This window comes from Nocardia sp. NPDC051750 (assembly GCF_044453135.1).
In the GTDB taxonomy this organism is placed as follows: Bacteria; Actinomycetota; Actinomycetes; order Mycobacteriales; family Mycobacteriaceae; genus Nocardia.
On sequence record NZ_JBITCK010000001.1, the window covers coordinates 1,463,719 to 1,486,824 of the forward strand.

General features: G+C 67.3%; 24 protein-coding genes. 19 read left to right on the forward strand and 5 right to left on the reverse strand.

Going from position 1 to position 23,106, the window contains the following annotated elements:
• The first annotated feature begins 123 nt into the window (after positions 1–123).
• Together ACIA75_RS06530 and ACIA75_RS06535 are read left to right on the forward strand one after the other, a co-directional pair.
• Positions 124–984, forward strand: a complete 861-nt coding sequence (locus ACIA75_RS06530) for a DUF5919 domain-containing protein (RefSeq protein ID WP_397100545.1) — start codon at positions 124–126, stop codon at positions 982–984.
• Entirely contained in the window at positions 981–1,781 is an 801-nt protein-coding gene (locus ACIA75_RS06535; protein ID WP_397100547.1) for an inositol monophosphatase family protein, read from the forward strand. Before ACIA75_RS06530 ends, ACIA75_RS06535 begins: the two co-directional genes overlap by 4 nt.
• On the opposite strand, the gene ACIA75_RS06540 is transcribed toward ACIA75_RS06535, so the two are convergent.
• Positions 1,778–1,960 carry a hypothetical protein gene (locus ACIA75_RS06540; RefSeq protein WP_397100549.1) on the reverse strand — a complete coding sequence of 61 codons (183 nt, stop codon included), beginning with the start codon at positions 1,958–1,960 and terminating at the stop codon, positions 1,778–1,780. The genes ACIA75_RS06535 and ACIA75_RS06540 overlap by 4 nt on opposite strands.
• Before the next feature lie 48 nt (positions 1,961–2,008).
• Between ACIA75_RS06540 and ACIA75_RS06545 the strand changes: the two genes are divergently transcribed.
• Positions 2,009–2,821, forward strand: a complete 813-nt coding sequence (locus ACIA75_RS06545; RefSeq protein WP_397100551.1) for a PIG-L family deacetylase — start codon at positions 2,009–2,011, stop codon at positions 2,819–2,821.
• Positions 2,822–2,856: 35 nt separating this feature from the next.
• Here the strand turns inward: ACIA75_RS06545 and ACIA75_RS06550 are convergent, their stop codons facing one another.
• Positions 2,857–3,627, reverse strand: coding sequence for an IclR family transcriptional regulator (locus ACIA75_RS06550; protein WP_397100553.1), 771 nt, complete (start codon positions 3,625–3,627; stop codon positions 2,857–2,859).
• Between the two features lie 2 nt (positions 3,628–3,629).
• The gene (locus ACIA75_RS06555) at positions 3,630–5,123 is read right to left on the reverse strand and encodes an APC family permease (RefSeq protein ID WP_397100555.1); all 1,494 of its coding nucleotides are present in this window, start codon (positions 5,121–5,123) and stop codon (positions 3,630–3,632) included.
• Between the two features lie 321 nt (positions 5,124–5,444).
• On the opposite strand from ACIA75_RS06555, the gene ACIA75_RS06560 reads away from it, so the two are divergent.
• The 10 genes from ACIA75_RS06560 to ACIA75_RS06605 all read left to right on the forward strand — a co-directional run bounded on the left by ACIA75_RS06560 (position 5,445) and on the right by ACIA75_RS06605 (position 14,623).
• The gene (locus ACIA75_RS06560) at positions 5,445–6,026 is read left to right on the forward strand and encodes a MauE/DoxX family redox-associated membrane protein (RefSeq protein WP_397100557.1); all 582 of its coding nucleotides are present in this window, start codon (positions 5,445–5,447) and stop codon (positions 6,024–6,026) included.
• A gap of 21 nt (positions 6,027–6,047) precedes the next feature.
• A complete protein-coding gene (locus ACIA75_RS06565) occupies positions 6,048–6,656 on the forward strand; it encodes a methylamine utilization protein (protein WP_397100560.1) in 609 nt (202 codons plus the stop codon).
• Between the two features lie 78 nt (positions 6,657–6,734).
• The gene (locus tag ACIA75_RS06570; RefSeq protein ID WP_397100562.1) at positions 6,735–7,418 is read left to right on the forward strand and encodes a methylamine dehydrogenase light chain; all 684 of its coding nucleotides are present in this window, start codon (positions 6,735–6,737) and stop codon (positions 7,416–7,418) included.
• A complete protein-coding gene (locus ACIA75_RS06575; RefSeq protein ID WP_397100564.1) occupies positions 7,415–8,713 on the forward strand; it encodes a hypothetical protein in 1,299 nt (432 codons plus the stop codon). The genes ACIA75_RS06570 and ACIA75_RS06575 overlap by 4 nt, the downstream gene beginning before the upstream one ends.
• Positions 8,710–10,278 carry a multicopper oxidase family protein gene (locus tag ACIA75_RS06580; RefSeq protein ID WP_397100566.1) on the forward strand — a complete coding sequence of 523 codons (1,569 nt, stop codon included), beginning with the start codon at positions 8,710–8,712 and terminating at the stop codon, positions 10,276–10,278. The genes ACIA75_RS06575 and ACIA75_RS06580 overlap by 4 nt, the downstream gene beginning before the upstream one ends.
• A 9-nt stretch (positions 10,279–10,287) precedes the next feature.
• On the forward strand, positions 10,288–10,620 hold the full coding sequence (locus tag ACIA75_RS06585; RefSeq protein WP_397100568.1) for a plastocyanin/azurin family copper-binding protein: 333 nt from the start codon (positions 10,288–10,290) through the stop codon (positions 10,618–10,620).
• Positions 10,621–10,691: 71 nt separating this feature from the next.
• The gene (locus ACIA75_RS06590) at positions 10,692–10,925 is read left to right on the forward strand and encodes a biphenyl 2,3-dioxygenase (protein WP_397100570.1); all 234 of its coding nucleotides are present in this window, start codon (positions 10,692–10,694) and stop codon (positions 10,923–10,925) included.
• A gap of 27 nt (positions 10,926–10,952) precedes the next feature.
• The gene (locus tag ACIA75_RS06595; RefSeq protein WP_397100572.1) at positions 10,953–11,789 is read left to right on the forward strand and encodes a methylamine utilization protein; all 837 of its coding nucleotides are present in this window, start codon (positions 10,953–10,955) and stop codon (positions 11,787–11,789) included.
• Between the two features lie 344 nt (positions 11,790–12,133).
• Positions 12,134–13,273 (forward strand): Fic family protein, encoded by a 1,140-nt coding sequence (locus tag ACIA75_RS06600; protein ID WP_397100574.1) that lies wholly within the window; start codon positions 12,134–12,136, stop codon positions 13,271–13,273.
• A gap of 183 nt (positions 13,274–13,456) precedes the next feature.
• Positions 13,457–14,623 (forward strand): thiolase family protein, encoded by a 1,167-nt coding sequence (locus ACIA75_RS06605; protein ID WP_397100576.1) that lies wholly within the window; start codon positions 13,457–13,459, stop codon positions 14,621–14,623.
• A 121-nt stretch (positions 14,624–14,744) separates the two neighbouring features.
• On the opposite strand, the gene ACIA75_RS06610 is transcribed toward ACIA75_RS06605, so the two are convergent.
• Together ACIA75_RS06610 and ACIA75_RS06615 are read right to left on the reverse strand one after the other, a co-directional pair.
• Positions 14,745–15,260, reverse strand: coding sequence for an NlpC/P60 family protein (locus ACIA75_RS06610; protein ID WP_397100578.1), 516 nt, complete (start codon positions 15,258–15,260; stop codon positions 14,745–14,747).
• 277 nt (positions 15,261–15,537) lie between these two features.
• On the reverse strand, positions 15,538–16,119 hold the full coding sequence (locus tag ACIA75_RS06615; RefSeq protein ID WP_397100581.1) for a helix-turn-helix domain-containing protein: 582 nt from the start codon (positions 16,117–16,119) through the stop codon (positions 15,538–15,540).
• 92 nt (positions 16,120–16,211) lie between these two features.
• On the opposite strand from ACIA75_RS06615, the gene ACIA75_RS06620 reads away from it, so the two are divergent.
• From ACIA75_RS06620 to ACIA75_RS06645, 6 genes are all read left to right on the forward strand, one after another.
• Complete coding sequence (locus ACIA75_RS06620) at positions 16,212–16,802, forward strand: class I SAM-dependent methyltransferase (RefSeq protein ID WP_397100583.1); 591 nt, start codon at positions 16,212–16,214, stop codon at positions 16,800–16,802.
• A gap of 124 nt (positions 16,803–16,926) precedes the next feature.
• Complete coding sequence (locus ACIA75_RS06625; protein ID WP_397100585.1) at positions 16,927–19,437, forward strand: CocE/NonD family hydrolase; 2,511 nt, start codon at positions 16,927–16,929, stop codon at positions 19,435–19,437.
• Positions 19,438–19,692: 255 nt separating this feature from the next.
• Positions 19,693–20,697, forward strand: a complete 1,005-nt coding sequence (locus ACIA75_RS06630) for an adenylate/guanylate cyclase domain-containing protein (RefSeq protein ID WP_397100587.1) — start codon at positions 19,693–19,695, stop codon at positions 20,695–20,697.
• Positions 20,698–20,848: 151 nt separating this feature from the next.
• On the forward strand, positions 20,849–21,136 hold the full coding sequence (locus ACIA75_RS06635; protein ID WP_397100589.1) for a DUF1330 domain-containing protein: 288 nt from the start codon (positions 20,849–20,851) through the stop codon (positions 21,134–21,136).
• Between the two features lie 172 nt (positions 21,137–21,308).
• The gene (locus tag ACIA75_RS06640) at positions 21,309–22,247 is read left to right on the forward strand and encodes an aldose 1-epimerase family protein (RefSeq protein ID WP_397100592.1); all 939 of its coding nucleotides are present in this window, start codon (positions 21,309–21,311) and stop codon (positions 22,245–22,247) included.
• Positions 22,248–22,663: 416 nt separating this feature from the next.
• A complete protein-coding gene (locus ACIA75_RS06645; protein ID WP_397100594.1) occupies positions 22,664–23,101 on the forward strand; it encodes a hypothetical protein in 438 nt (145 codons plus the stop codon).
• Positions 23,102–23,106: the final 5 nt, after the last annotated feature.

A 23,106-nucleotide genomic window follows, 5' to 3' on the forward strand; every position in this document is an offset into this window, starting at 1 on the left:
GCCTGAATCGAGAATCTTGGGAAGCGAAGTATCTTCTCGCCGCTGCCGGGGTATCACCTCGACTCCGATGGTATCTTCTAGGTCTCTTCTTTCCTGGTGGCCGCATAATCCTGGAGATAGGACATGGCGACAGTTCTGAAAGCTCTTCTGCAGCAGCGTCATATTCAAACGCTGTCGGCGTTCAACAGGGAGTACGACAGGCATGCGATAAAGGTCGACCCCGCGCTTGTCGGCGCCGGCCCGCGGAAAGCGCAGTTCTATCGATGGCTATCGGGGGATCTCACCGGACTGCCGTACCCCCATCACTGCCGAATTTTGCAGGCGATGTTCCCGGACAGTTCGGTCGACGAATTGTTCAGGAAGTACGAACCCGCGGGGGACCGGAGTGCCGCGAAGCGGGATCGGCCCGGCAAGCTGCCGCCGCGGCAGCAGCTCCTATCGTCCACTGCAGATGTCGAAGCTGTGTTTCCGACCCGAATTGCTTTCGCCCAGGAGATGCCGCCGCAGCAGTTGTTCGGGGGCGCCACAACCATCGACATCGCCGGTATCTCTCTGAACATGTTGTGTCAGCAGTACTCCGATCGTGAAATCGTCCAACTCCTCGGGTCCGGGACAGCGATGCGGTGCCTGTTCCTGGATCCCCAAGGGGACGAGATCAGGCGGCGTGAAGTGGAAGAGGATCAGGCGCCTGGGGCGTTGTCGGGTCTGACCGCGTTGAACATAGGAGTGCTGCAGCGGATCTGTGAGAATTTGAGCGCTGCGTCAACGGGATCCATGCAAATTCGGACATATGACGAAACTGCGCGGTTCAATATCGTCCTTGTCGACTCAGAGCTATGTGTCGTGCAGCCCTACCTGCCGCTTGCGCGTGGTCTCGAATCGCCCACCTTCGTCGCACGCAAGTCGGCGACTGCAGGAATATTCGATACATTTGCCGGTGTCTTCGATGGCATATGGACCCGCGGAAAGGAGGTTCGGTCATGACCGAACTCGCGGCCCTGGTGGACATTGCCCGTAGGGCGGTCGAGGTGGGGGCCGGTTTGCTTGCGCGCGCTGTCCCGGGCGAAGTGCAGGCGAAGGGCGACCGGGATTTCGTCACCGAGCTGGACCTGGAGATTCAGCGGAAGATTCAGGACTACCTGCACGCCGCGACACCGCAGATCGGGTTTCTGGGCGAAGAATCGGGTACCGGCCGAACCGCCGACCCGGATGCCGAGCAGGTATGGATTCTCGACCCCATCGACGGCACGTCGAACTTCATTCACGGGATTCCGCTCTGTGCGGTATCGCTGGCTCTTGTCTGTGGGGGATGGCCGAAGGTCGGTGTCATCCGGGCACCTTTTCTCGGGCTCGAGTACTACGCAGCCGAAGGATCAGGCGCCTTCGCCAATGAAGCGATCCTGGCCACAGGTACGGCACAGCGGCTCGGCGAGGCCATTGTCTCGATCGGTGATTACGCCGTCGGAACCGCTGCCGGCGCCGCGAACCGCGACCGGCTCGCCCTCACGCGGGAACTTGCCGAATCCGTGGAACGGGTGCGCATGTTCGGCTCGGCCGCAATCGATTTGGCATGGGTGGCAGAAGGCAGGACGGATGGGTGTGTCATCTTGTCCAACAAGCCCTGGGATATGGCGGCAGGCGTGATCATCGCGCGGGAGAGTGGCGCCGTCGTTCGCGATTCCGACGGCACCGATCACAGCACCCGCGCTCGCCACACCATTGCCGCAAACCCAGCACTTGCCGGAGAGTTGGTGCGCTTGGTGGCCGAATCGGTCAGTTAGTTGGATCGAGTGGTTGGAATCGGGATGGTGCGGGGGAGCCGACCGAGCCGACCGAGCCGGCTGTCCAGGTCGCCGTGGATCTCGGGGTGGGTGCGGCGGAATTCGGTCCAGTCGACCTGCCAGTGGCGGATGGTGTCGGGGCCGGCCGCGGAATCAATGTTCCGGGTGTCGGTGTTCATTCCTGGAGTGAAGACTTCGAATTGCCGGACACAGACCGATGGGGATACATGGCCGACCAACTGACGATCATGGCCGTACACGCCCATCCCGACGACGAAGTGATCAGCACCGGTGGAATTTTTGCGCGCTATGCCGCCGAAGGTATCCGAACAGTGCTGGTGACCTGCACCAACGGCGAGCAGGGTGATGCACCCGGCGGGATCAAACCCGGCCAGGCGGGTCACGATGCCGAGGCGGTGCGGGAACAACGGCTCTCCGAACTCCGGGAGTCGGCAGCGCTGCTGGATATCGCGCATATCGAGTTGCTCGGCTATCGAGATTCGGGAATGGACGGCTGGGACGCCAACCACGACCCCGATGCCTTCTGGAATATTCCCGTCGAGCAGGCGGCCGCCCGGCTCGCAGGCCTCATGCGGTACTACCGTCCCCAGGTGGTCGTCACCTATGACGAAAACGGCAACTACGGCCACCCCGACCATATCCAGGCCAACCGCATCGCACAGGCGGCGGCAACAGCAACGGATATCCCGGACAAGCTCTATTACACCGCGATTCCGCGAGAAAGCTCGCTGGAAGTGTTCTCGGCGCTGCGCGCGAGCGGTGCTGTCGACTTCGAACCGCCGGACGACTTCGGCACACCGATGGACCAGATCACCACGGTGGTGGACGTGGCCGCCTATACCCAGCGCAAGGTCAAGGCGCTGGAAGCCCACGGCAGTCAGGGTGACAGCATCCCGTTTCTGCGGATGCCCACCGAACTACAGCAGATGATCTTCGGCACGGAGAGCTTCGTCCGCCATTTCAATCGTGTCGCGGCAGCACCCTCTGCGGAGGCCGACCTTTTCGCCGGACTCCGCTGATCGGCTGAATTCCCTGCGGGTGCCGTATGGGCCGATCACAGCAGACCGGTCAGTTCGGCCGCGCCGTGCCGGAGGAAGGCGATCAGTTCCGCATTGTGCACCGATACCCGGCCGACGGAACCCTGGACGCACAGTCCGCCGACCACCTCGGATCCGGGTTCGCGCACCGGAACTGCCAGTGCGGCGCGGCCGATGCGGGACTCCTGGTCTTCGAACGAGACCTCGGTGGCCAGGATGTGGGCCAGCTGGGATTTCAGGGCCAGCGGATCCGCGACGGTGTGTGCGGTGACGGGTCGGAGTTCGATGTGTTCCAGCAGTCCGGGTCGGTAGGCGAGCAGCAGCTTGCCGACCGCGTGGGCGTGGGGGTTGCGGCTGATCGTTGCCGCCGGGACGATTTCGTGGTCGGGGTCGGTGTCGACCATTCGCAGCGTGCCGCCGCGGAACGAGGTCACGTAGAGGCCGTGGCGGGTTTCGGCGCGGAGGTCTTCCAGGATTTCGGCGACGGTGCGGGCGGGCTGGGTGGTTGCGGCGGCGTAGGCGAGTTCCGAGGTGCGGCGGCCGAGGGCGAAACCGGTGAGGTCGGGGGTGCGGACCAGGAAACCGTCGGCGACCAGGAGGTTGAGGATTCGGTATGCCGTGGCCGGGGGGACGCGGGTGTAGGTGGAGATCTGTTTGGCAGAGACACCGGCGCCCAGGTGCGCGACCGCTTCGAGCATCGCCAATGCGCGCTGTACGGCTTTGGGTTGCTGTCCCCCGAACCCGGTGCCCGCCGCGCCCGGGCGGGCGGGGTGTCGCTCGGCCACCATGGTTACCGTCCGGGTGGGCTCAGCACGGGACGGCCGTTTTCGTCGATCCGTAGTGAGGCGGCGCCGGGGAGCAGGTCGGCGGTCTCCACACTGTCGAATACGCCGATCGCGTCGATACTGGCGGGCCGATATCGGCGCAGCACGGCGTACCAGAGGGTGCCGGACAGGCACAGCGCGGCACACCATGCCAGATAGAGCCACCCACCCGAGCGGCCGGCATCCACGGCCGCGAACACCAGCAGGCCACTACCCGCGGCCGCCGCTGCCAGGCCCGCCGCGCGGGTTCCCGGAGTGTGCTCGCCGATGCGATGCAGGAAACGCAATGCCGCGAAGGCGACCAGGGTGTAGCCGAGGAGCAGCGTGATCTCGGTGACGGCGTCGAAGGCAGTAGAGCCGCCGTGTCCCGGGGTGTGCCAGAGCGTGCCGAGAAACGAGATACCGACGAACAGCGCGACGCACGCGTAGGGGGTGCGGAACCGGGGCTGCACCTTCTCGAAGACCGCGGGGATGAGGCGTTCCAGGCTCATCGAGTACAGCAACCGCGAGCCTGCCTGGGCGAAACCGAGCGTCGAGGCGATCCACGACGAGCAGACGCCGATATTCACCACGAGCACGAGCAACGGGCTCGCACCCGAGGCGGTGCCGCCGAAGTACGCGTTGAGCAGGGTGCCGGCATGCCCGGTCATCCCGGCCCAGCCCGCGACGATGTAGAGCGCGCCCACCAGCAGGGGCGTGCCGAGGACGGTTCGCGTCACCGTGCGCAACGGGCGTTGCGCCTCGGGACCGAAGAAGGCGGCGCTTTCGAACCCGGCGAGGTTCAGTACGGTCTGCATCGCCAGGAACACGAGGAGGCCGAAGGGTAGGGAGGTCACCGTCAGGTCGAAGGCCAGCGGCTCGGGGGTCTGCAGCAGCAGGGCGAGGATCAAACCGATGGTGCACACCTCGATCAGCAGGATCAGCCGGGTGGCGAACCGCACCCCGCGGATCGCGATCAGTGCGACGGCCACCGCGATGCCCGCGCAGACGAGTGCGGCGGGAAACCGGGGGAGCCCGAACGATTCGCCCACCTGCGCGAGATCGGCGCCGGCGTTGGACAGCACCGAGATCGATACGCCGAGGTAGCCCACCAATAATGCCGCTCCCGCGGTGAGCGTCGCGCGCTTCCCGAGACCGTGGGCGACGAAGCTGTACAGCGAACCGGATGCCGCGAGCCGTACCGTGAACTGGCGGATGCACAGTGCGACCAGCGCCATCACCAGCACCGCGCCGATAACGGCGGACAGCCCGCGCACGCCGTGCGATCCGGCCGCCGACATCCACAGCGCGGTGAACACCATGCAGGTGGCCGGCGCCATGGTCGACATCGATTGCCCGGCCAGATCCAATGGTGTGAGCTGACTGCGGCCGAGGGCGCGCAGTGGCGAGTACACCGGTTCCACGGGTGGGTCGGCCACTGCGGCGTGCCGGAGCGCGGCCTGAAGAGCGCTGGTGTTCATAGGCCACCTGGGGTGAGAAATCTACTTCGGGAATTGCAATCTACGAGGGCCGGATTGCATCGATGTTTCCCATGTGACAGGTAAGCGATCACCGAGTGGGAATCGGTCGCGAAAATCGCCGCGGCATCGACCGGTACTGTGACCGGCATCACTGCCGCCGCGGGGTGATTGCCGCTGAACAGGGCAAACCATGGCGGCGACGATTCCATTCGGTACTGCGCGGACGGTAATCCGCGGGAAGCGGTTCCGTCGCATCGGCTTTCCATACTTTGCTCACCGCCCGCGAGGCCGGCGGTTCGACAGAGGGAAGTGAGGGCGCCGATGGTGTGGGCAGCTCTGGCGGGTGCGGTGGGCACCGTTCTGGTGATCGCGGGGGTGCCGAAGGTGGCCGACCGGGCCCGGACGGAACGCAGTGTGCGCGGGTACCGGCTGTTACCGGATCCGCTGGTGCCGGTCGTCGCCGCGGCGTTGCCGTGGGCCGAGATCGTGCTCGGTGCCGCGCTGGTACTCGGCCTGGTACCGCGCGTCGCCGGTTTCGCGGCGGCGGCCTTGTTCGTCGTCTTCTTCCTCGCGCTCACGGTGAACCTGCTGCGTGGCCGGCGCGACCTGGATTGCGGATGTTTCGCGTTCGCCGCGGGCAAGGACGAGATCGCGCGTATCGGATGGTGGCACGCGCTCCGAGCGGCCGGGCCGGCGGTCGCCGCGGTACTGGTCGCCGTGGCACCGGTGCTCACGGTTGCCGAACGCGCCGCCGGAGCCGGTATCGGAGTTTTCGCCGTCGCCGTGGTCGCCGTCGGACTGTATGCGCGATCGGTGATGTCGTTCGGCCGCCGGCCGGTCGACGACTACCTGACCCCCGCGGCCGTCGAAATTCGTGCCGTCTCGTCTTCCAGCCGCTACTGACCACTCGAAAAGGACTGATCCTTGACCGTTTTCCTTGTCACCATGGTCCTGCTTCTGAGCGCGGCGGTCTGCGCCGAGCTGCTGATGATCCTCGGGCTCGCCCGGGAGATCGGCCGGGTGCAGGTGCGCCTCGGGCCGCTCGGCGCCCGGATGATGGACACCGGCCCGAAGGTGCAGCAGATCGGGCCCACCTTCCACGGACTCACCGACCAGCTCGGCCGCAGCGTCAGCGTCGGCGGGCATCGCGAACGCCCGCAGCTGCTGCTGTTCACCGCGCCGAACTGTTCCACCTGTAAATCGCTGCTGCCCGGGATGAAATCGATGGCGAAGGGTGAGGGCGATATCGATATCGTCCTGATCTCCGACGGCACCGAGCGCGAGCACGCCGAATTTCTCGCCGGCGCGGGGATCGGCGCCGAACTCAGCTATGTCGACGGGCGCGATGTCGGTATCGCCTACCAGGTCGGCACCACACCGTTCGGCGTGATGCTCGACGAGCACGGCAAGGTCCGGGCCAAGGGGCTGTGCAATCACATGGCGCAGGTGGAGAGCCTGCTCAACGCCTTGGAAACCGATACGCCCTCGCTCCAGCACCTGCACGCCCGGGCCGCCGAACGCGGCGCCGCCTGATGGGCGCCGGTCGCAACCCCGCCGCGTACGGCCGGACGTAGGCGAATTCCTTTCTTCGATTCCCGGAACGGAGTGCAGATGAATCAGAACAGTCATCCTCACGACCACGGAGGTACCGAACAGCGGTATCCGGTCGACGAGAACACGGTGGCCGAACAGGCCGAATGGATGGCCGGTCGTGGCGGCGGGCTCGTCAGCCGCGCGGGACGCCGCCTGTCCGAACGCTCCTCGCGGCGTTCGATGCTTTCCCGGATCGGCCGCTGGACCGTCGGAGCGTCCGGGGTCGCGGTGATCGGGGCGTTGCCGGTGTCCCGGGCGTCGGCCGCGCCCGAGCCGGCGCCGGAACCGCAGGTACCGGAGTACGACGGCAGCAATCCCGCCGAATGCGACTACTGGCGCTGGTGCAATATGGACGGAACATCCTGTGCCGCATGTGAAGGCGGCGGGCTCACCACCTGCGCGCCGGGTTCGAAACCGGGCGCGGAATTCTGGGTCGGCTGTTGTACCAATCCGGCCGACGGCAAGACCTACCTCATTGCCTACTACGACTGCTGCGGTGCCCCCAGCTGTTCCAACGCCTTCTGCGGTGAGCCGGATATGCAGGCGACCATGTACAACCCGGTCAGCGGCAGCACCGATCAGGAGATCATCTGGTGCGTCTCCGATCAGTCGCAGGCCTATACGTGCACCATGGCGCCGATCATCGGCGCCGACTGCCAGGCCCGTCCCGCGGACCGGCCGAAGGTGGGGGCCGGATCATGACATCGAATCGCCGCAGGGTGGTATCGGCCGCCGTACCGCTGGCCGCCCTGCTGACCCTGACCTCGTGCGGGTCGCCGGACCCGGAATCGTCCACCGAGGTCACCTATCCCAGCGTCGAATTCGGCGACCCGGGGCCGGGGATCGGCCTGGGGGAGCAAGACCAAGCGATCACCGGGCAGTTCCCGGAGCCCCTGCACGTCGGGAAGATCAAGCCGATCGGCGCGGACCAGATCCTCGGCGTCGAAGGAGATTTCGGCAGTCTCGAGATGAAGGTCGACGCCATCGATCCGGCGACCGGGAAGATCACGACCCGAGTCATCGTCGGGCCCGGGATCTGGGACCCGGTCATCCATGGTTTCGTCGGGAAGACCCCGGACGATCCCGCGGTGCTGGCCGCCGAGGTCTGGCGGCCCCGCGGCTCCCGGGGTGACGCCGATTTCACGGTCAGCACCTATTCGGGCAATCTGCTCGAACCCGCCGAGGTCGCGCTTCCCGATGTGGCGCGGGTGCATTCGCGGCCGGGTTCCAATGCCGTGACCTCCGATGGCAAATACTTCGTGACCTGGGATGACGGGCTGTACGGCATTCGGGTCGTCGATCTCGAATCCGGGCGGGAAAGCGGCGCCGTCCGCATTGTCGGCTGCGGGCCGTTCACCTGGATGGTCGGGCACGATCTCTACAGCGTCTGCGAGGAGACCCGCGAACTGCTGCATGTCGCGATCAACGACGAGGGTGTCCCGGAGGAGGCCGGCCGGGCGAAGGTGCTGCCCGAGGATTTCGTCAGTACTCGCAAGACCACGTTCGCCGCCGAGGCGAACAAGGCCCTGCTGGTGAGCGAGAACGGTGATGTGTTCGTCTTCGATTTCGCCGGCGGACTGCCCACCGAACCGGTGAAACCCGTCGGCAACGCGGGTGATCCATCGGGCCGTTTCGCCGAGAACGTCATCAACTCCGCCGGGACCCGCATCGCTATCGCTTACACCGACAGCATCGTGCACCCGGATTCGGCTCGCGGCGGCTCGGTTGCGAAGGTGGTGGTGTACGACGCGGCGAACCTGAAACCGCTGCGCACCTACACACTCGCCGACGCCGGTATCACCGCGTACACGTCGATGGCCTACAGCGTGGACGGCACGAAGTTCTACATCCTCGGGGACGCGCCGGAGGTCGACGGCGAGGCGCCGCAGCGGCTGGTCGGGTTCGATGTGGCCACCGGTAACCAGGTGAGCGCGGTGACGCTGGACGGCAATGTCGAACCGGTCGCCGGGCTGATCACGCCCGAGGTGCTGGAATGACGTCCGCGCTGCTGGGTCGACGCCGGTTCCTGTCCCTCGCGGCGGCCGGCGCCGGACTGGCGGGAATCGGCGCCCTCGGCGCCACGGGGTGTGGATCGTCGGCGGGCACCACCTCCGGCCCCGCCCGGCTCGACTACATAAAACCCGGCGATCCCGAGGTCGCAGCCGCCGAGGCCGCCCGTGCCTCGACCGGGAAAACGGCGGCCTACGCGCTCGCCGCGGGTGCGGCGACCGTGGATCTCGGTGGGCGACTGGTGAATACATGGGCGTACGGGGCCGGGGCCGTCGCACCGGAGTTGCGGCTCTCCGCCGGGGATACCCTCGCGGTGCGGGTCAGCAATACGGTGCCGGCGGAGACCAGTATCCACTGGCACGGGATCCGGATCCGCAACGATATGGACGGGGTGCCGCCGGTCACCCAGAAACCCATCGCCGCGGGTGGCGCCTTCGAATACCGTTTCGTCGCGCCCGACCCGGGCACCTACTGGTACCACTCGCATTCCGGGTTACAGGCCGATCGGGGGCTCTTCGGCGCCCTGGTCGTCGAGGACCCGCGCGATACGTCGGGTGCCGACGCCGACGCCGTCCTGGTTCTCGACGACTGGGTCGACGGGCTGGGCACCACACCGGATGCGGTGATGGCCGCCCTCAACCCCGATCTGCACGGCGGTCACGCCGGTCACGGTGGCGCCGCCCCGGTGCAGGTGGGTGCCGGGGAGGCCGCGGTGGCGGCCTCGCTCACCGCGGCCGGGCACGGTGAATCGCGGGAACTCGGCGGGATGACCCAGCACATCGCCTATCCGCTGCATCTGATCAACGGCCGCCCACCGAACGACCCCGCGGTCATCACGGCGGCTCCGGGTTCGCGGCTGCGGTTGCGCATCATCAATGCCGGCGCGGAGACGCCGTATCGGTTCGCCGTCGCCGGCCACCGGCTGACCGTGGTGGCGGTGGACGGATTCGATGTGGTCCCGGTCGAGGCAGACACGATCCTGATCGGTATGGCCCAGCGCTACGACGTCCTGGTGACTGTCGCATCGGGGGCGTGGCCGGTCGTGGCCGCGGTCGAAGGCCGTCCCGGCTACGCCTCGACCGTACTGCGCAGTTCGGACGCGGCTCCGCTCGCGGATCCCGATATCGGCGGCGTGATCCCGGAGCTCCGCGGGCACCTGGTGCCGGAAAGCGAACTGCGCCCCGCACAGCACACGCGACTTCCGAACCGCTCACCCGACCGCGACTACGCGGTGGATCTGCTCCAAGCCGGTGACCGGTACGTCTGGGCGATGGCGGGCGCCGACGCGGGCGATCTGGTGATGAAACAGGGCGAGCGGGTCCGCATCACCATGCACAACCGGTCGACCATGTGGCACCCCATGCACACCCACGGGCACACCTTCGCGATCCCCGATTACGGCGGACTCCGCCGCGACACCGTGAATGTCCTGCCCGGCACCTCGCTGGCGATCGAGTTCGACGCCGACAACCCGGGTGAGTGGATGTTCCACTGCCACAACGCCTATCACTTCGAGGCCGGGATGACGGCCAACCTGATGTATGTCCGATGAGAGGTATCGATGAGAAAGTTCCTGGTCCTGGTCGTCGCCGTATTCGCGTTTCTGCCGCTCACGGCCTGCGGCGATTCCGGCGGTGGCGCCCCCGCGGTGACGGTCCAGGTAGCGAACATGAGCTACAGCCCGGCCTCGGTGACGATCGAGAAGGGCCAGACGGTCGAATGGATCTTCGACGACAACGGCCTCCCGCACGATGTCGTGGAGGACACCGGAGCGTTCGAGAGCGAACTGCTCACCGAAGGCAGCTTCACCCACACCTTCACCGAAGCCGGCACATTCAGCTACCACTGCACCCCGCACCCGATGATGGTCGGCACCGTCGTCGTCGAGGGCTGAGTTACTCGGCCGCCCTCATACTTCTGGCGTTTGCCGGCGGTTGTTCCGGCCCGCCGCGGGCCGACGCTGTCGTGCACATCAGTCAGATCCGATTCGAGCCGCGGGAGGTCCGGGTCCCCGTCGGCGGTACCGTCGAATGGCGCTTCGACGACGGCCTCCTGCTGCACGATCTGCGCGCCGACGGCGTCTTCGACAGCGGTGTCCGTAGCGAGGACACCTTCCGGTTCACCTTCACGACGCCCGGCGACGTGGCGTACCGGTGCTCGATCCATCCGACCATGTCCGGAACCGTGCACGTCGGCTGACGTGCGGTCACCACCAGGAGGTACACCATGACAACGTTGCTCGATCACGAAGCCCTGCCGGTCGATATGCCGCAGATCCGGCCCGAATTGCGGCGCTCGGTCGGGATCGGCTCCCGCCTCGCCCTGCCCGCGATCGCCGCCGGGGCCGGGATCGTGGCGGCGCTGGTGGCCGCGCCCGGTGCGGCCGCGGGCCTCACCGGCGCGGTCGTCGGTGCCGGTCTGATCACTGCGCTCGCCGCGAACTGGTCGACCTGCGGTATGTCCGTGGCGGGCGTCGTGGTCGCACCCAAACAACCGGACCGCCGCGGCTCGTCCACGCCGCTGCGCCGGCTCGGCTGGCACGCCCTCGGTTCGACGGCAACCGCTTCGATCACCGGCGCGCTGATCGGTGCGCTCGGCGGGCTCGCCCTCGGCCTCGTGCCGATCACACTCGTGCTCGGTGCCTGGGCCGTACTCGCCGCCGCATACGGCCTGCACGAATTGGGACTGCTCGTTATGCCGACGCCCATGCGGCGCCGGCAGCTGCCCCGGCACCTGCGGCGCAGCACAGCGCCGTGGAAGGTATCGCTGCTGTTCGGGGCGATCATCGGCCCCGGATTCCTGATCTACATCCGGTCCAGTGCGTACTACCTGCTGGCGCTCGGAGTCGCCGCCGTCGGGTCGCCGGCCCTGGGCGCGGCGCTGTTCGTGACGGTGGCGCTCGGCCGCTGCCTGCCGAGCGCCACCGCCATCGTCTACACCCGGCGCGGCGGCTCGATGCCGGGCTTCCTGTCGCTGATGTGCCTGGTCGACCGCCGCGTGCAGGTATTCACCGGCGCGGTTCTGGTCGGCCTCGGTGCTTTCGCGCTGGGCGTGCTCGTCTGACTGTCCGTCTCGGGTCCGGTGCATCCTGCGGGCCCGAGCGGTACCGCTCGCTGACCGGCACCGGCTCGGGCCTGATTTCGTCAGGACTCGGGCCCGGGCGTGGCCGATACTTCGCCGGCAGTCTCCAGCGCGCGGGCCATGACCGCCGATCCCTGCTCGACGAATCCGGCGATCTGTTCGGCGAGTTCGTCCGGCAGGACATCGGTGTGCCAGACGAATCTGGTCCGCCCCTCCTCTTCCAGAGCCTGTATGTCGTGCCTTGGACCGGCTCACCCGCGACGGCTGGTCACGCGACACGGCACCCGCGCGTTGACGTAATGATTGCGTCATCATATCGTTGGTTGGTGTTGTTCCCGACTCCGACGCTGACCACGAGCGATGAACGCGTGCTGTCCGAGGTCGACAGTATGCGCGATGAGCTGCGGCATCAGTTGCAGAAAGTGCCGGGCAAGTGGGCCGGCGGTTTGCGGAAGTTCCTCACGGCAGACGCCGTGGCCGCATCGAACTCGATCGAAGGATTCAAGGTCGCGACCATTGATGTCGAGGACTTGATAGCCGGTGAGCGCGATGTGGAGGTCTCCGAGGAGAACAAGGCCGAGACGCTCGCCTACGAGCAGATGATGACCTACATCCAAACGCTCCACGATGTCGAAGACTTCGCCTACAACAAAGAGATGCTCAACGCCCTGCACTGGATGTTGCAGGGACATAGGCATTCACCACGTAAACCCGCCGGACAGTGGCGGCGCGGCCCTGTCTATGTGACGGATGCTCGCGACCCGAGCATCGCCGCGTACACAGCACCGGAGGCAGGTGCGGTTCCGGCGCTCATGGCCGAACTGGCGGAGTGGCTGGGTGCCGAGGACGAAACCCACCCGCTGGTGCGTGCGGCGATGGCCCATCTGCATCTCGTGTCCATCCATCCCTGGGCCGAGGGGAACGGCCGGATGTCGCGGTCGCTGCAAACGTTGATGATCGCGCGCGAAGGGGTGCTGGCGCCGGAGTTCTCCTCGATCGAGGCATGGCTCGGCCGTCCCGGCAATACCTGGGAGTACTACCAGGTATTGGGCCGTCGCGGCAGTGAGTACCAGCCGGACCAGGATGTCTCCGAGTGGGTCCGCTTCAATCTGATCGCTTATCACCAGCAGGCGCAGACCGTGCACGCGCGATTCGTTCGCTCCGGGCAGGTCTGGGAGCGATTGTCCGAATTCGCCGGTACCGAATCGCTCGACGAGCGATTGGTGAGCGCGCTACACGATGTGGCGATGTCGGGCCGGGTGCGCCGCAGTCGTTACGAGCAGAACGAGAATCTCAATCTTCAACAGGCGCAACGAGATCTGCGCGAGCTGGCGCGAAGGCAGATCCTGGAGCCGATGGGACGTACGCGTGCTCGCACCTATGTCGCCGGGCCGCGATTCCCGGAGGCGGCGCTCGAGGTAGCCCGGACGCCGACGACACTGACCGATCCCTACGCGGCCGGGTAGCTCTGGCCGGTCGGCCACCAGTTGTCTGTCGAATCGGCACGGCGACGAGCCTGTGTCGGGCAGATGTCTCTCGGCAAGCCTGTGTGACGCTGCGGCTCTGGTCCCGCGATGCGAATCCGTGTTAACTTATCCTGGAACGGTCACTAACTCGGTCGACCGTAACGAGCAGTTCAGGAGGGGCCCATGCCATCCGCCGTCATCGTTGATGTGGTTCGCACGCCGTCCGGGAAAGGCAAGATGGGCGGGGGTTTGTCGGGGGTGCATCCGGCGACCCTGCTGGCCGGGGTGCTCGGGAAGTTGATCGAGCGCAACGACCTGGATCCGGCGCTGGTCGACGATGTGGTGGGCGGCTGCGTCACGCAGAGTGGCGAGCAGGCGTTCAATATCTCGCGGACCGCCGTGCTCGCGGCCGGGTTTCCCGAATCGGTTCCGGCGACCACCGTGGACCGGCAGTGCGGGTCCAGTCAGCAGGCGGCGCATTTCGCGGCCCAGGGCGTGATATCGGGGGCCTACGATATCGCGATCGCCTGCGGGGTGGAGTCGATGAGCCGGGTGCCCATGTTCTCCAATGCGCAGGGGCAGGACGCCAACCGTGGGCCGATCGCACACCGGTACCCGGAGGGGCTGGTGCAGCAGGGGATCGCGGCCGAGATCCTGGCCGCGCGGTGGAAGTTCGATCGCGCGACCCTCGACGAGTTCGCGGCGCGTTCGCATCGGCTCGCCGCCGAGACCGCGGCGGCGGGCGGGTTCGACCGGGAGCTGGTGGCCGCGGGTGAACTGACCGCGGACGAAACCATCCGTGCCGGGTCCACCCCGGAGAAGCTCGCGGGACTGAAGCCGGCCTTCGCGGATGAGGAATACACGCGGCGCTTTCCGGAGATCAATTGGTCCATTACGCCGGGTAACTCGTCTCCGCTGTCCGACGGCGCGTCGGCGGCGCTGATCATGAGCGAGCAGATGGCGGCGAAACTGGGGCTCACGCCGCGGGCCCGCTTCCATTCCTTTGCGGTGCTGGGCGATGATCCGTTGCTCATGCTGACCGCGCCGGTTCCCGCGTCGAAGAAGGTGCTGGACCGGGCCGGTCTGACGATCGACGAGATCGATGCGTACGAGGTGAACGAGGCGTTCGCCCCGGTGCCGCTGGTGTGGCAGCACGAACTGCAGGCCGACCCGGAGAAGCTGAATCCGCGGGGCGGCGCGATCGCGCTGGGGCATCCGCTGGGCGCTTCGGGTGTGCGAATTCTCGCGACGATGGTCAACCATCTGGAACAGACCGGGGGTCGCTACGGGCTGCAGACCATGTGCGAAGCGGGCGGTCTGGCGAACGCCACCATCATCGAACGCCTCTGAATCGAACGGACCGCTACCCCCGGGCCGGGTGCCCGGGGGTAGCGGGTGGGTGGGTGCGTCGTGGGCCCGGGCTGTGGTTCGGGCTTGCCGCCGGATATCGGGACCACGACGCGGCCGCGGGTCAGAAGCGGCGTGCTCCGACCACGGGCGAATAGGACATGGGCGAGATCTCCACCGTGGTGGTCGCGGCGTGGATCACCTGGCCGTCGCCGGCGTACAGGGCGGAATGTCCGCCGCCGCTGTAGGAGAGCACATCGCCGACACGTAGTTGGTCGAGTGATACCGGGGTGCCGGCGGAGAGCTGGGACCAGCTCGTGCGCGGTACGTCCACTCCGGCCTGCTGGTAGGCCCATTTCACGAGCCCCGAGCAGTCGAAGGTGTTCGGGCCGGTGCCGCCGGATACGTACGGTGCGCCGAGTTTGCTGCGTGCCGCCTGCACCGCGATATCACCGACCGAGGGGGCGGGGGCGAATTGGGGCGGCGGGGTTCCGATACCGGGGATTCCGGCCGGTAGGGGGATGTGATCGGGAACTTCGAAAATGCCGAGACCGGGCACTTCGACCGGTCGTGCCTCGGCGGGGGCGGCTGTACAGAGGATGGTGCCGGCCGCGGCGGCGAAGAGGGCCATGACGGCCATGCGTTTTCGGACTAGCGGTACTGACTCCATAATTGCGGTCCTCCGTGCTCAGGTCGAGCGCCGGTGGATCGCAACAACTTTCACCGCATCGTGCACGGCGAGAACATCACCGACTGCTCGAACAGCGTTGGAAATACACCACAGCTATATGTCGGTCCTGCAAACCCGGGGAGTCATGTTTCGCCGTCCGCCGCCGATGCTTCGGAAACGACACGGACAAGATGCCTAACGAAACGGTAACTATATGTGTTCGCCCAGCGTATGAGGCATATCGAAATTACGACGGGCGATACCGGGCCTTGATGTGGAACCGTTCGCCCTGTGGTCCGTAGATGCTCAGATATTCGACCGGATGCTCGTCCGCATTGCCGAACCAGTGGGGGAGATGGGTATCGAATTCGGCGACCTCGCCGGGGGTCAGCACCATATCCCGGTCGCCGAGGATCAGGCGCAATTTTCCGTTGAGGACGTAGAGCCAGTGATAGCCCTCATGGGTGCGGAGGTCGGGTTCGGCGGCGGCGCGGCCGGCCAGGATCTGTTTATAGGCCTGCAGGCCGCCGGGCTTGCGGGTGAGCGGGACGAAGGTCTGGCCGTGCCGGGTGACCGGGCGGATATTCACCCGGGGGTCGCCGGTCTCCGGGGCGTCGACCAGTTCGTCCAGCGGTACATGATGGGCCTTGGCCAGGGGTAACAGCAGTTCGAGGCTGGGTTTACGCTGGCCGGATTCCAGCCGCGACAGCGTGCTGACCGGTATGCCGGTGACCTCGGACAGGGCCGCCAAGGTGGTGCCGTTGCGTCGCCGCAGCTCACGCAGCCGCGGTCCGATCGCGTCGATGACATCGCCGAATTCCTCGAGCATGTCACTATTGCAGTTCTGGCAAATAAATTTGTCAAGTTTCCGGTTTCTCCGGATGCTTGGTGGCAACCCCGCGAGGAGATCAGGAGACACGGATGGACCAGCAGTTCTGGGACGATATGTACGGCGAGACCGAGCAGCGCTTCAGCGGCCTGCCGAACGACGCACTGGTGACGGAGGTGGCCGGGATGGCGCCCGGGCAGGCGCTGGACCTCGGTTGCGGTGAGGGCGCGGACGCCTACTGGCTGGCCGAGCAGGGCTGGCAGGTCACCGCGGTGGATATCTCGAAGGTTGCGATCGAGCGCGCGTCGGCCGGGCATCCGGAGATCGCGTGGCAGCAGGCCGATATCACCGTCACGCCGCTGCCGGCTCGTTCGTTCGATCTGGTGTCGGCGCACTATTTCCCGATCGAGAAGGAACCCGATCACGCGACGCTGCTCGGCCTGCTGGATACGGTCGCGCCGGGCGGAACGCTCCTGTTCGTCACCCACGATCCGACCGAAATGCCCGCGCCGGAAGAGCATCCGCACCACTTCGACCCCTACGCCTACTACCTCCCCGTCGATATCGTCCCGCTGCTCGACGACCGATGGACGGTAGAGGTCGACGACAAACGGGACCGTAATCGTCCGGCGGCCGGCCACCAGGTCCTGGATCTCGTCTTGCGGGTGCGGCGCGTGAGCTGACCGGCCCGGGGGGCGTGCCCGGAAACCTTGCCGCCCGTGTGCTACCGGAGACCGCGCGTCGGTCCCGCCTGCGACGAGAGCTGATTGCTATCGTCGGCGGGACCTGTGCGCGGAAACCGGAACCATGAGGTGGAGGGTGTTCATGCGGCTGTACCGGGTTCACGTGCTCGCGGCCGCGGCGGCCGTCATCGCGGTTGTGCTGGCCGTGATCCTGGTGGTGGCGCAGGCCGCCCGGCACCCGGTGCACCGGGACACCGCACCTGCCGTCTCGCCGGCGGAACTGGCTCAGCAATGGACCGGTCTGCATGACGGCCCGCAGCCCTACCCCGATGTGCATATCGACAAAGACGTGCACATCAGCATGAGCGACGGGGTGGTGCTGAAGGCGGATGTGTACCACCCCGCGCGCGGGGGGCAGGTGGAAACCGGACCGCTGCCCACCATCGTCACGATGACGCCGTACTCGAAAATGATGAACAGCCTCATCGATTCGGCGATCAACAACCCCGAAGCGCAGCGGTTCACCATGGACCTGGTCCGCCGGATCAACCTGTCCGGCACCCCGATCAGCGGATTCGAGGATCTGCTGCACGCCCTCGACGGCGGTACCGTCGCCACCGTGCTCGGACTGGACAGCAAACTGGTGCGGGCCGGCTACACCGTGGTCTCGGTGGATGTGCGCGGCACCGGGCAGTCGCAAGGGCTGTGGGACACCCTCGGGGCGCGCGAACAACTCGACACCCGCGAGGTCATCGAATGGTCGGCGGCACAGCCGTGGTCCAACGGGCGGGTCGCGATGAGCGGTGGGTCCTATTCCGGGATCAATCAGTTGCGTGCCGCGGAGAACGCCCCGGAACCGCTGCAGGCCATCTTCCCGGTGGAACCGGGCAGCGATCTGATGCGCGATGTGGTGGCCCCCGGCGGCGGTGTGGGCGTGACCTTCCTGCCGCTGTGGCTCACCCAGGTGAACCGGGCCAAGCTCGTGCCGGATGTGCAGGCCATGTTCAACGGCACCTTCGACTGGCAGTGGCTCGCCGACCGGCTGGCCGATCCCGCGACCAACTACGACCTGCTCGCGCAAGCGCTGCTCACCCCGTCACTGAACGATATGCCGCCCACCCTGGCCGCGGCACTCGACGAGAACAGTCCCTTCCGGGAAGGCATCACGGGCCATCCCGGCAAGGTCACCGTTCCGACCTTCGTCTACGGCGGCTGGCACGATATCTTCGCCAACAGCGCCACCAAGCTCTACAACGAGATCCCACTCGCGCCGGGACGTAAACAGCTGATCGTCGGCGACACCTATCACGCCAATCCGGGCGCCGGGACCGGAAGGCCCGGCGCCCCACCCCGTTTGGATGTGCTGCAGCGCGCCTGGTTCGACCACTGGCTCAAAGATATCGACAACGGCATCACCGGATACGGTCCGGTGATCGTGTGGGAACAGGGCGGCGGCTGGGTGTCGCTCGACCAGTTCCCACAGCCCGGAATGACGCATCGGCGGGTGTACCTGTCGGCCACGCCCAGCGGTACCACCGGCGAGAGCGTGCACGACGGATCGCTGATCGGACAGCCGGGGGACAGGGCGCGGCTCACCGTGGCCCCGGGGCTGACCACGGTGTGCTCCCGCGATGCGGCGCAGGGGTCGGCGGGGATCACCGCGGCCTTCGACGCCTGCGCCAAGGACTCGCGGATCGCCGAGCGCGGCGCGCTCACCTTCACCAGCGGGGAGGTCGCCGAACGGACCGTCGTGTCCGGTCCGATCAATGTGCACCTGAATACCGTCCACGACGCCGCAGACGGGTATTGGAGTGTGACGGTGAACGATGTCTCGCCCGACGGCACCTCGCGGGTACTGAGCACCGGGCAGCTCACCGCCTCGCTGCGCGCCATCGACGAGTCGCGCAGCACCCGCTCGCCGAACGGCGATCTCACCGCGCCGTTCAACCCGATCACCTTGGAGAGCGTGCAGTCGGTGACTCCCGGTGAGCCGGTCGCGCTCGATATCGCGGTCATCCCCACCCAGGCGGTACTCGAACCGGGCCACCGGCTCCGCCTCGATGTCTTCGCCGCGAACGCCCCCAAAGCGCTGGCGTTCCGGCCCATGCTCAACGACACCGAACTCAAACCCCAGCATCTGGCGCTGGACCCGGCGGCGCCGAGCTTCATCAACTTCCCCACCGACCGGCCCCTGCCGGATGCATCGGGCCGACCGGCCGCCGATCCGGAACCCGCGGCCGTCCCGACCGCACCCGCGGCCCCGAGTTCCGCCACCGCACCGGCCCGCCCGGCGGCCCCCACTACCCGTCCGGCGCAGGCGCAGGGATCGCCCGCCGCCCCGGCTGTGCCCGGCGGCCCGACCACGGCCGCAACCCCGGCCGAGACACCCGCGCCGAGTTCCTCAGGTGCCCCGGCCGGTACTCCGTCCGAGGAACCGTCCCGTCCCGCGGGGGCTCCTCGACCGGCCGAGGCTCCCCAACCTCAGGAACCTCCCGTCGTGCGGGATGCTCCGCGGCCCGTTCCTGCCGCGCCGGGCACCGAATCGCCGCAGCCTGCACAACCCGCGGCTCCGACGACCGGTCCGGCACCGATTCCGCAATACACGTCGCCACGATCAGCGACCCCGCAGCCGTAGATTCGACGAACCCCAACCACGCCGGCCCGGGATCCCGCCCGCACCCGCCGGACCCGCGGCGTACACCCACGTCCGCGTCGCTGCGACATAGCACCCGGATCGCACACTTCACATGGTTCGAGACACGAGGGGGCCCCGAACCCGCGCGCGCCAGCGCGCCGAAAACACAGCCGGCTGTCGTCGGCATGACGCAGATCACCGCCCGATTTGCCCGGGCCGTCCGTGTGGTCGCCACTACGTCGTAAGGTTTCGCCCATGGTGTCGCAGGAGAGGTCCGGACTGGTTCGATCGGCGGCGGAGACGAGCCTGCTCGCCGGCAGCCGGCGCTACAACCGCCTGGAGGTGGCCGAAAAGGCCGGGGTAGCACCCGAATTGGCGCGCCGGCTGTGGGTTTCGCTGGGATTCCCGGCCAGCGAGGACGACAGCGCGCCCGATTACACCGATTCCGATATCGCCGCGATCCACCGCTTCCGGGAGGTCGGTGTCCTGGCCGGTGCCGATACCCGGCAGCAGGCCGCGACCGCCCGCACCATCGGGCAGGCCATGGCCCGGCTGGCCGAATGGCAGGTGGATCTGGTGCTCGACGAGATCGACCGCCGGGTCGCCGCGGCCGGACCTGGCGCGGACCCCGATCAGATCACCCGCACGGCCACCGCGGAGACGGTGGAACTGCTGGAGAGCCTGCTGTCCTATGCGTGGCGCCGGCACCTCGACGCGGCCCTCACCCGCCATCTCGAGGAGACCGGCCCCACCCAGGATTCGACCCGGACCCTGGCCGTCGGCTTCGCCGATATGGTCGGTTACACCCGGCTCACCCGGCATCTGCACCCCGACGAGCTGTCCACGCTGCTGGAGGCGTTCGAATCCACGACCACCGCCGCGATCGCGGAGAACGGCGGCTGGGTGATCAAGAACGTCGGCGACGAAGTGATGTTCGCCGCCGAATCCCCGCTGGCGGCCGCACGGATCGCCCTGGCGATCCAGGAGTCCACGATGACCGTCGGTACCACACCGGAGCTGCGGGTCGCGGTGGCCTACGGCCCGGTGCTGCAGCGTTTCGGTGACCTGTACGGGTCGGTGGTGAATATCGCCGCCCGCCTCACCGGTGTCGCCCGGCCCGGCACGATCCTGGTCGACGACGGCGCCGCGGCGGAACTGGACGGCGAGAAGGAGTTCACCATCCGGCACCTGCGCAGCGTCCGCGTCCGTGGATTCAACCGGTTGCGGCCCCATCTGCTCCGGCGCAACGGCAAGTTCTGACCACGAGCCGCCCGGCCGTCCCGGGGCCGGGCGACGGTTCCGCGGCACCCGCACCGCGTCCAGGATGTGGGATTCTCTATTTCGGAAATGGCGTTTTGGGTATCGTCGGCGGCGGGCTGATTGTGGCCCGAGTGTGGAGAAGGAGACCAGGATGGCCAAGGGCTATGTCATCGTGACCGAGTCGATCAAGGATCCGGCGGGTATGGCCGAATACGGGAAAGCGGCCGCGAAGGCGATGGCCAAAGGGGTGACCGTCCTGGCGGTCGATACGAAACCGCAGGTCCTCGAGGGTGAATGGCCCGCCACGCAGACGGTGGTCCTGGAATTCGAGTCCCCTGAGGCAGCCCGGGCCTGGTACGACTCCGAGGAATACCAGGCCGCGATCCCGCTACGCCAGGCCGCCGCGGACTGTAATGCGGTGATCATCAACGGTCTGTAACTGCTTTCGGCTGTTCAGTTGGACCTCGGCCGGGGAGATCGGTGAGTTGTTCCGGGGGCAGGCGGTAATCGGACCGTCACCCCGGGAACATGCTCCGGTCCGAGAGATAGCCGACTCACCGCGGGCCGCCGCGTGGCACCGATCCGGCGGGCCGGGAATCTACTCTGGTGGCGTGACCGCATCCGACCTCACCCCGACCGGACGTTCGATCGTATTGGAAGCGGCCGGTGTTCGCGCCGAACTCGGTACGGTGGCCGCTGTGCTGCGCGGTCTCACCGTGGACGGTGTCGAGGTGACTGAATCGATTCCGGCCGGATCCGCCCCGCCGATGGCCGCCGGGATCGTGCTGGCGCCGTGGCCGAACCGGGTGCGCGATGCGGTCTGGACGTTGGACGGGGAACGTCAGCAGCTCGATATCACCGAGGTATCGCGCGCCAACGCGATCCACGGGCTGTTGCGCAATACCGATTACGAAGTGCGGGAGCAGGCGCCGGGCGCGGTGACCCTCGGCGCTCTCATTCCACCGCAGCACGGCTGGCCGTTCCTGCTGGACACCTGGGTGCGCTACGAACTGAGCCCGGACGGGCTGGCGGTGACCCATGGAGTCGTCAACCGTTCCGCCCGGACCGCGCCCTACGCGACGGGCGCGCATCCGTATTTCCGGATCGGTGCGAACCCGGTCGACGAGCTCGAACTCATGGTGGCCGCGAGCGTCTACTACGAGGTCGACACGCGCATGAATCCTGTTGCGGCGCATTCTGTCGAGGGCACGCCGTACGACTTGCGCACCGGCGCCCCGCTGGCGGAGCTGACCCTCGACACCCCGTTCGGCGGGGTGGCGCCCGGTGTGGCCGCGCGGCTCACTGCCCCGGACGGGGCGACGGTGGAACTGCTGCACGACGCCGCATGGCGCTATCTCCAGGTTTTCACCGCCCGGGATTTCCCGCGAGCGGCGGGCCGCGGGCTCGCGGTCGCGCTGGAACCGATGACCGCGGCTCCGGATGCCCTGAATTCCGGCGACGGCCTGCGATGGCTGGCACCGGGTGAGCGCTGGGAAGGCCACTGGGGTATCCGTTACACAGCCGGCAGGAGTGGTGCGGGCTCCCGCTGACGCCGGTATCGAACGCAACCCGGATCCTTCGCCCGTGATCGAACACCGCTGCGGGCAGCGGCACCGCTGAATCGGCCTGTTCGAACTCGGTGATCCCGCCGGCCGACGCACGGAAATCACTGCCGCAACGAAGAATTCAATTTTCCGCAACAGTCGAACAGTGCTCGTTCTCCCCTGGAGATGGCTAATCTGTACGCGGCAATCTGCGAGGGGTGCCGGCGATCGGGTCGCCGGCCGTGGAGCGCGTCCCAGGCAACCCGGGCGATTCGAGCGGGGTTCGCCCGGGACGGAAAGGGGGTGCGGTGAGCGACGCCGACCGGTTCGGGCGGTTCCCGAGCAGCCGGGTCATATCAATGGTATTCACCCGGGCGGACCGGTTCGACAGGGCGGCTGCCGCGGCGGAGTTCGATTGCGGGATGCTCGAGCCGTTGGCGGGTCTCGTGGTGGCGCATCGCAGAATGGCAGCGGCTCGGCCTGATTGGGACGAGGTCGTGCTGACCTGGGATCCGGGCGGCCGGACCCCGGTGCTGTCGGCCACGGCGGCCGGCACCGACGGCTTCACCCGCGCCTGGGAGGAGGTGCAGCGTCATATGTTGTCGATAGATCTCGAGGCCCGGCGGGTTCTCGGTCAACCCCCGGCCGATGCGGTGACGCATCACGAGGGGCTCGGGGCGATCTTCGGCCGGATGGCGCATCTGTACACGATCAGCCACGACCGATTCGTGTTGGACGGCCCCCAGGGGCGGAGCCGCAGGCAGTTGGCCCGCGAATACGCCGCATACGAAACCCTCGCCCGCGAGTTGGCGTGCGGGCGGAAATTTCTGCCCAGTTTGTTCGACCGGCCGGCCTCCTGAACCGG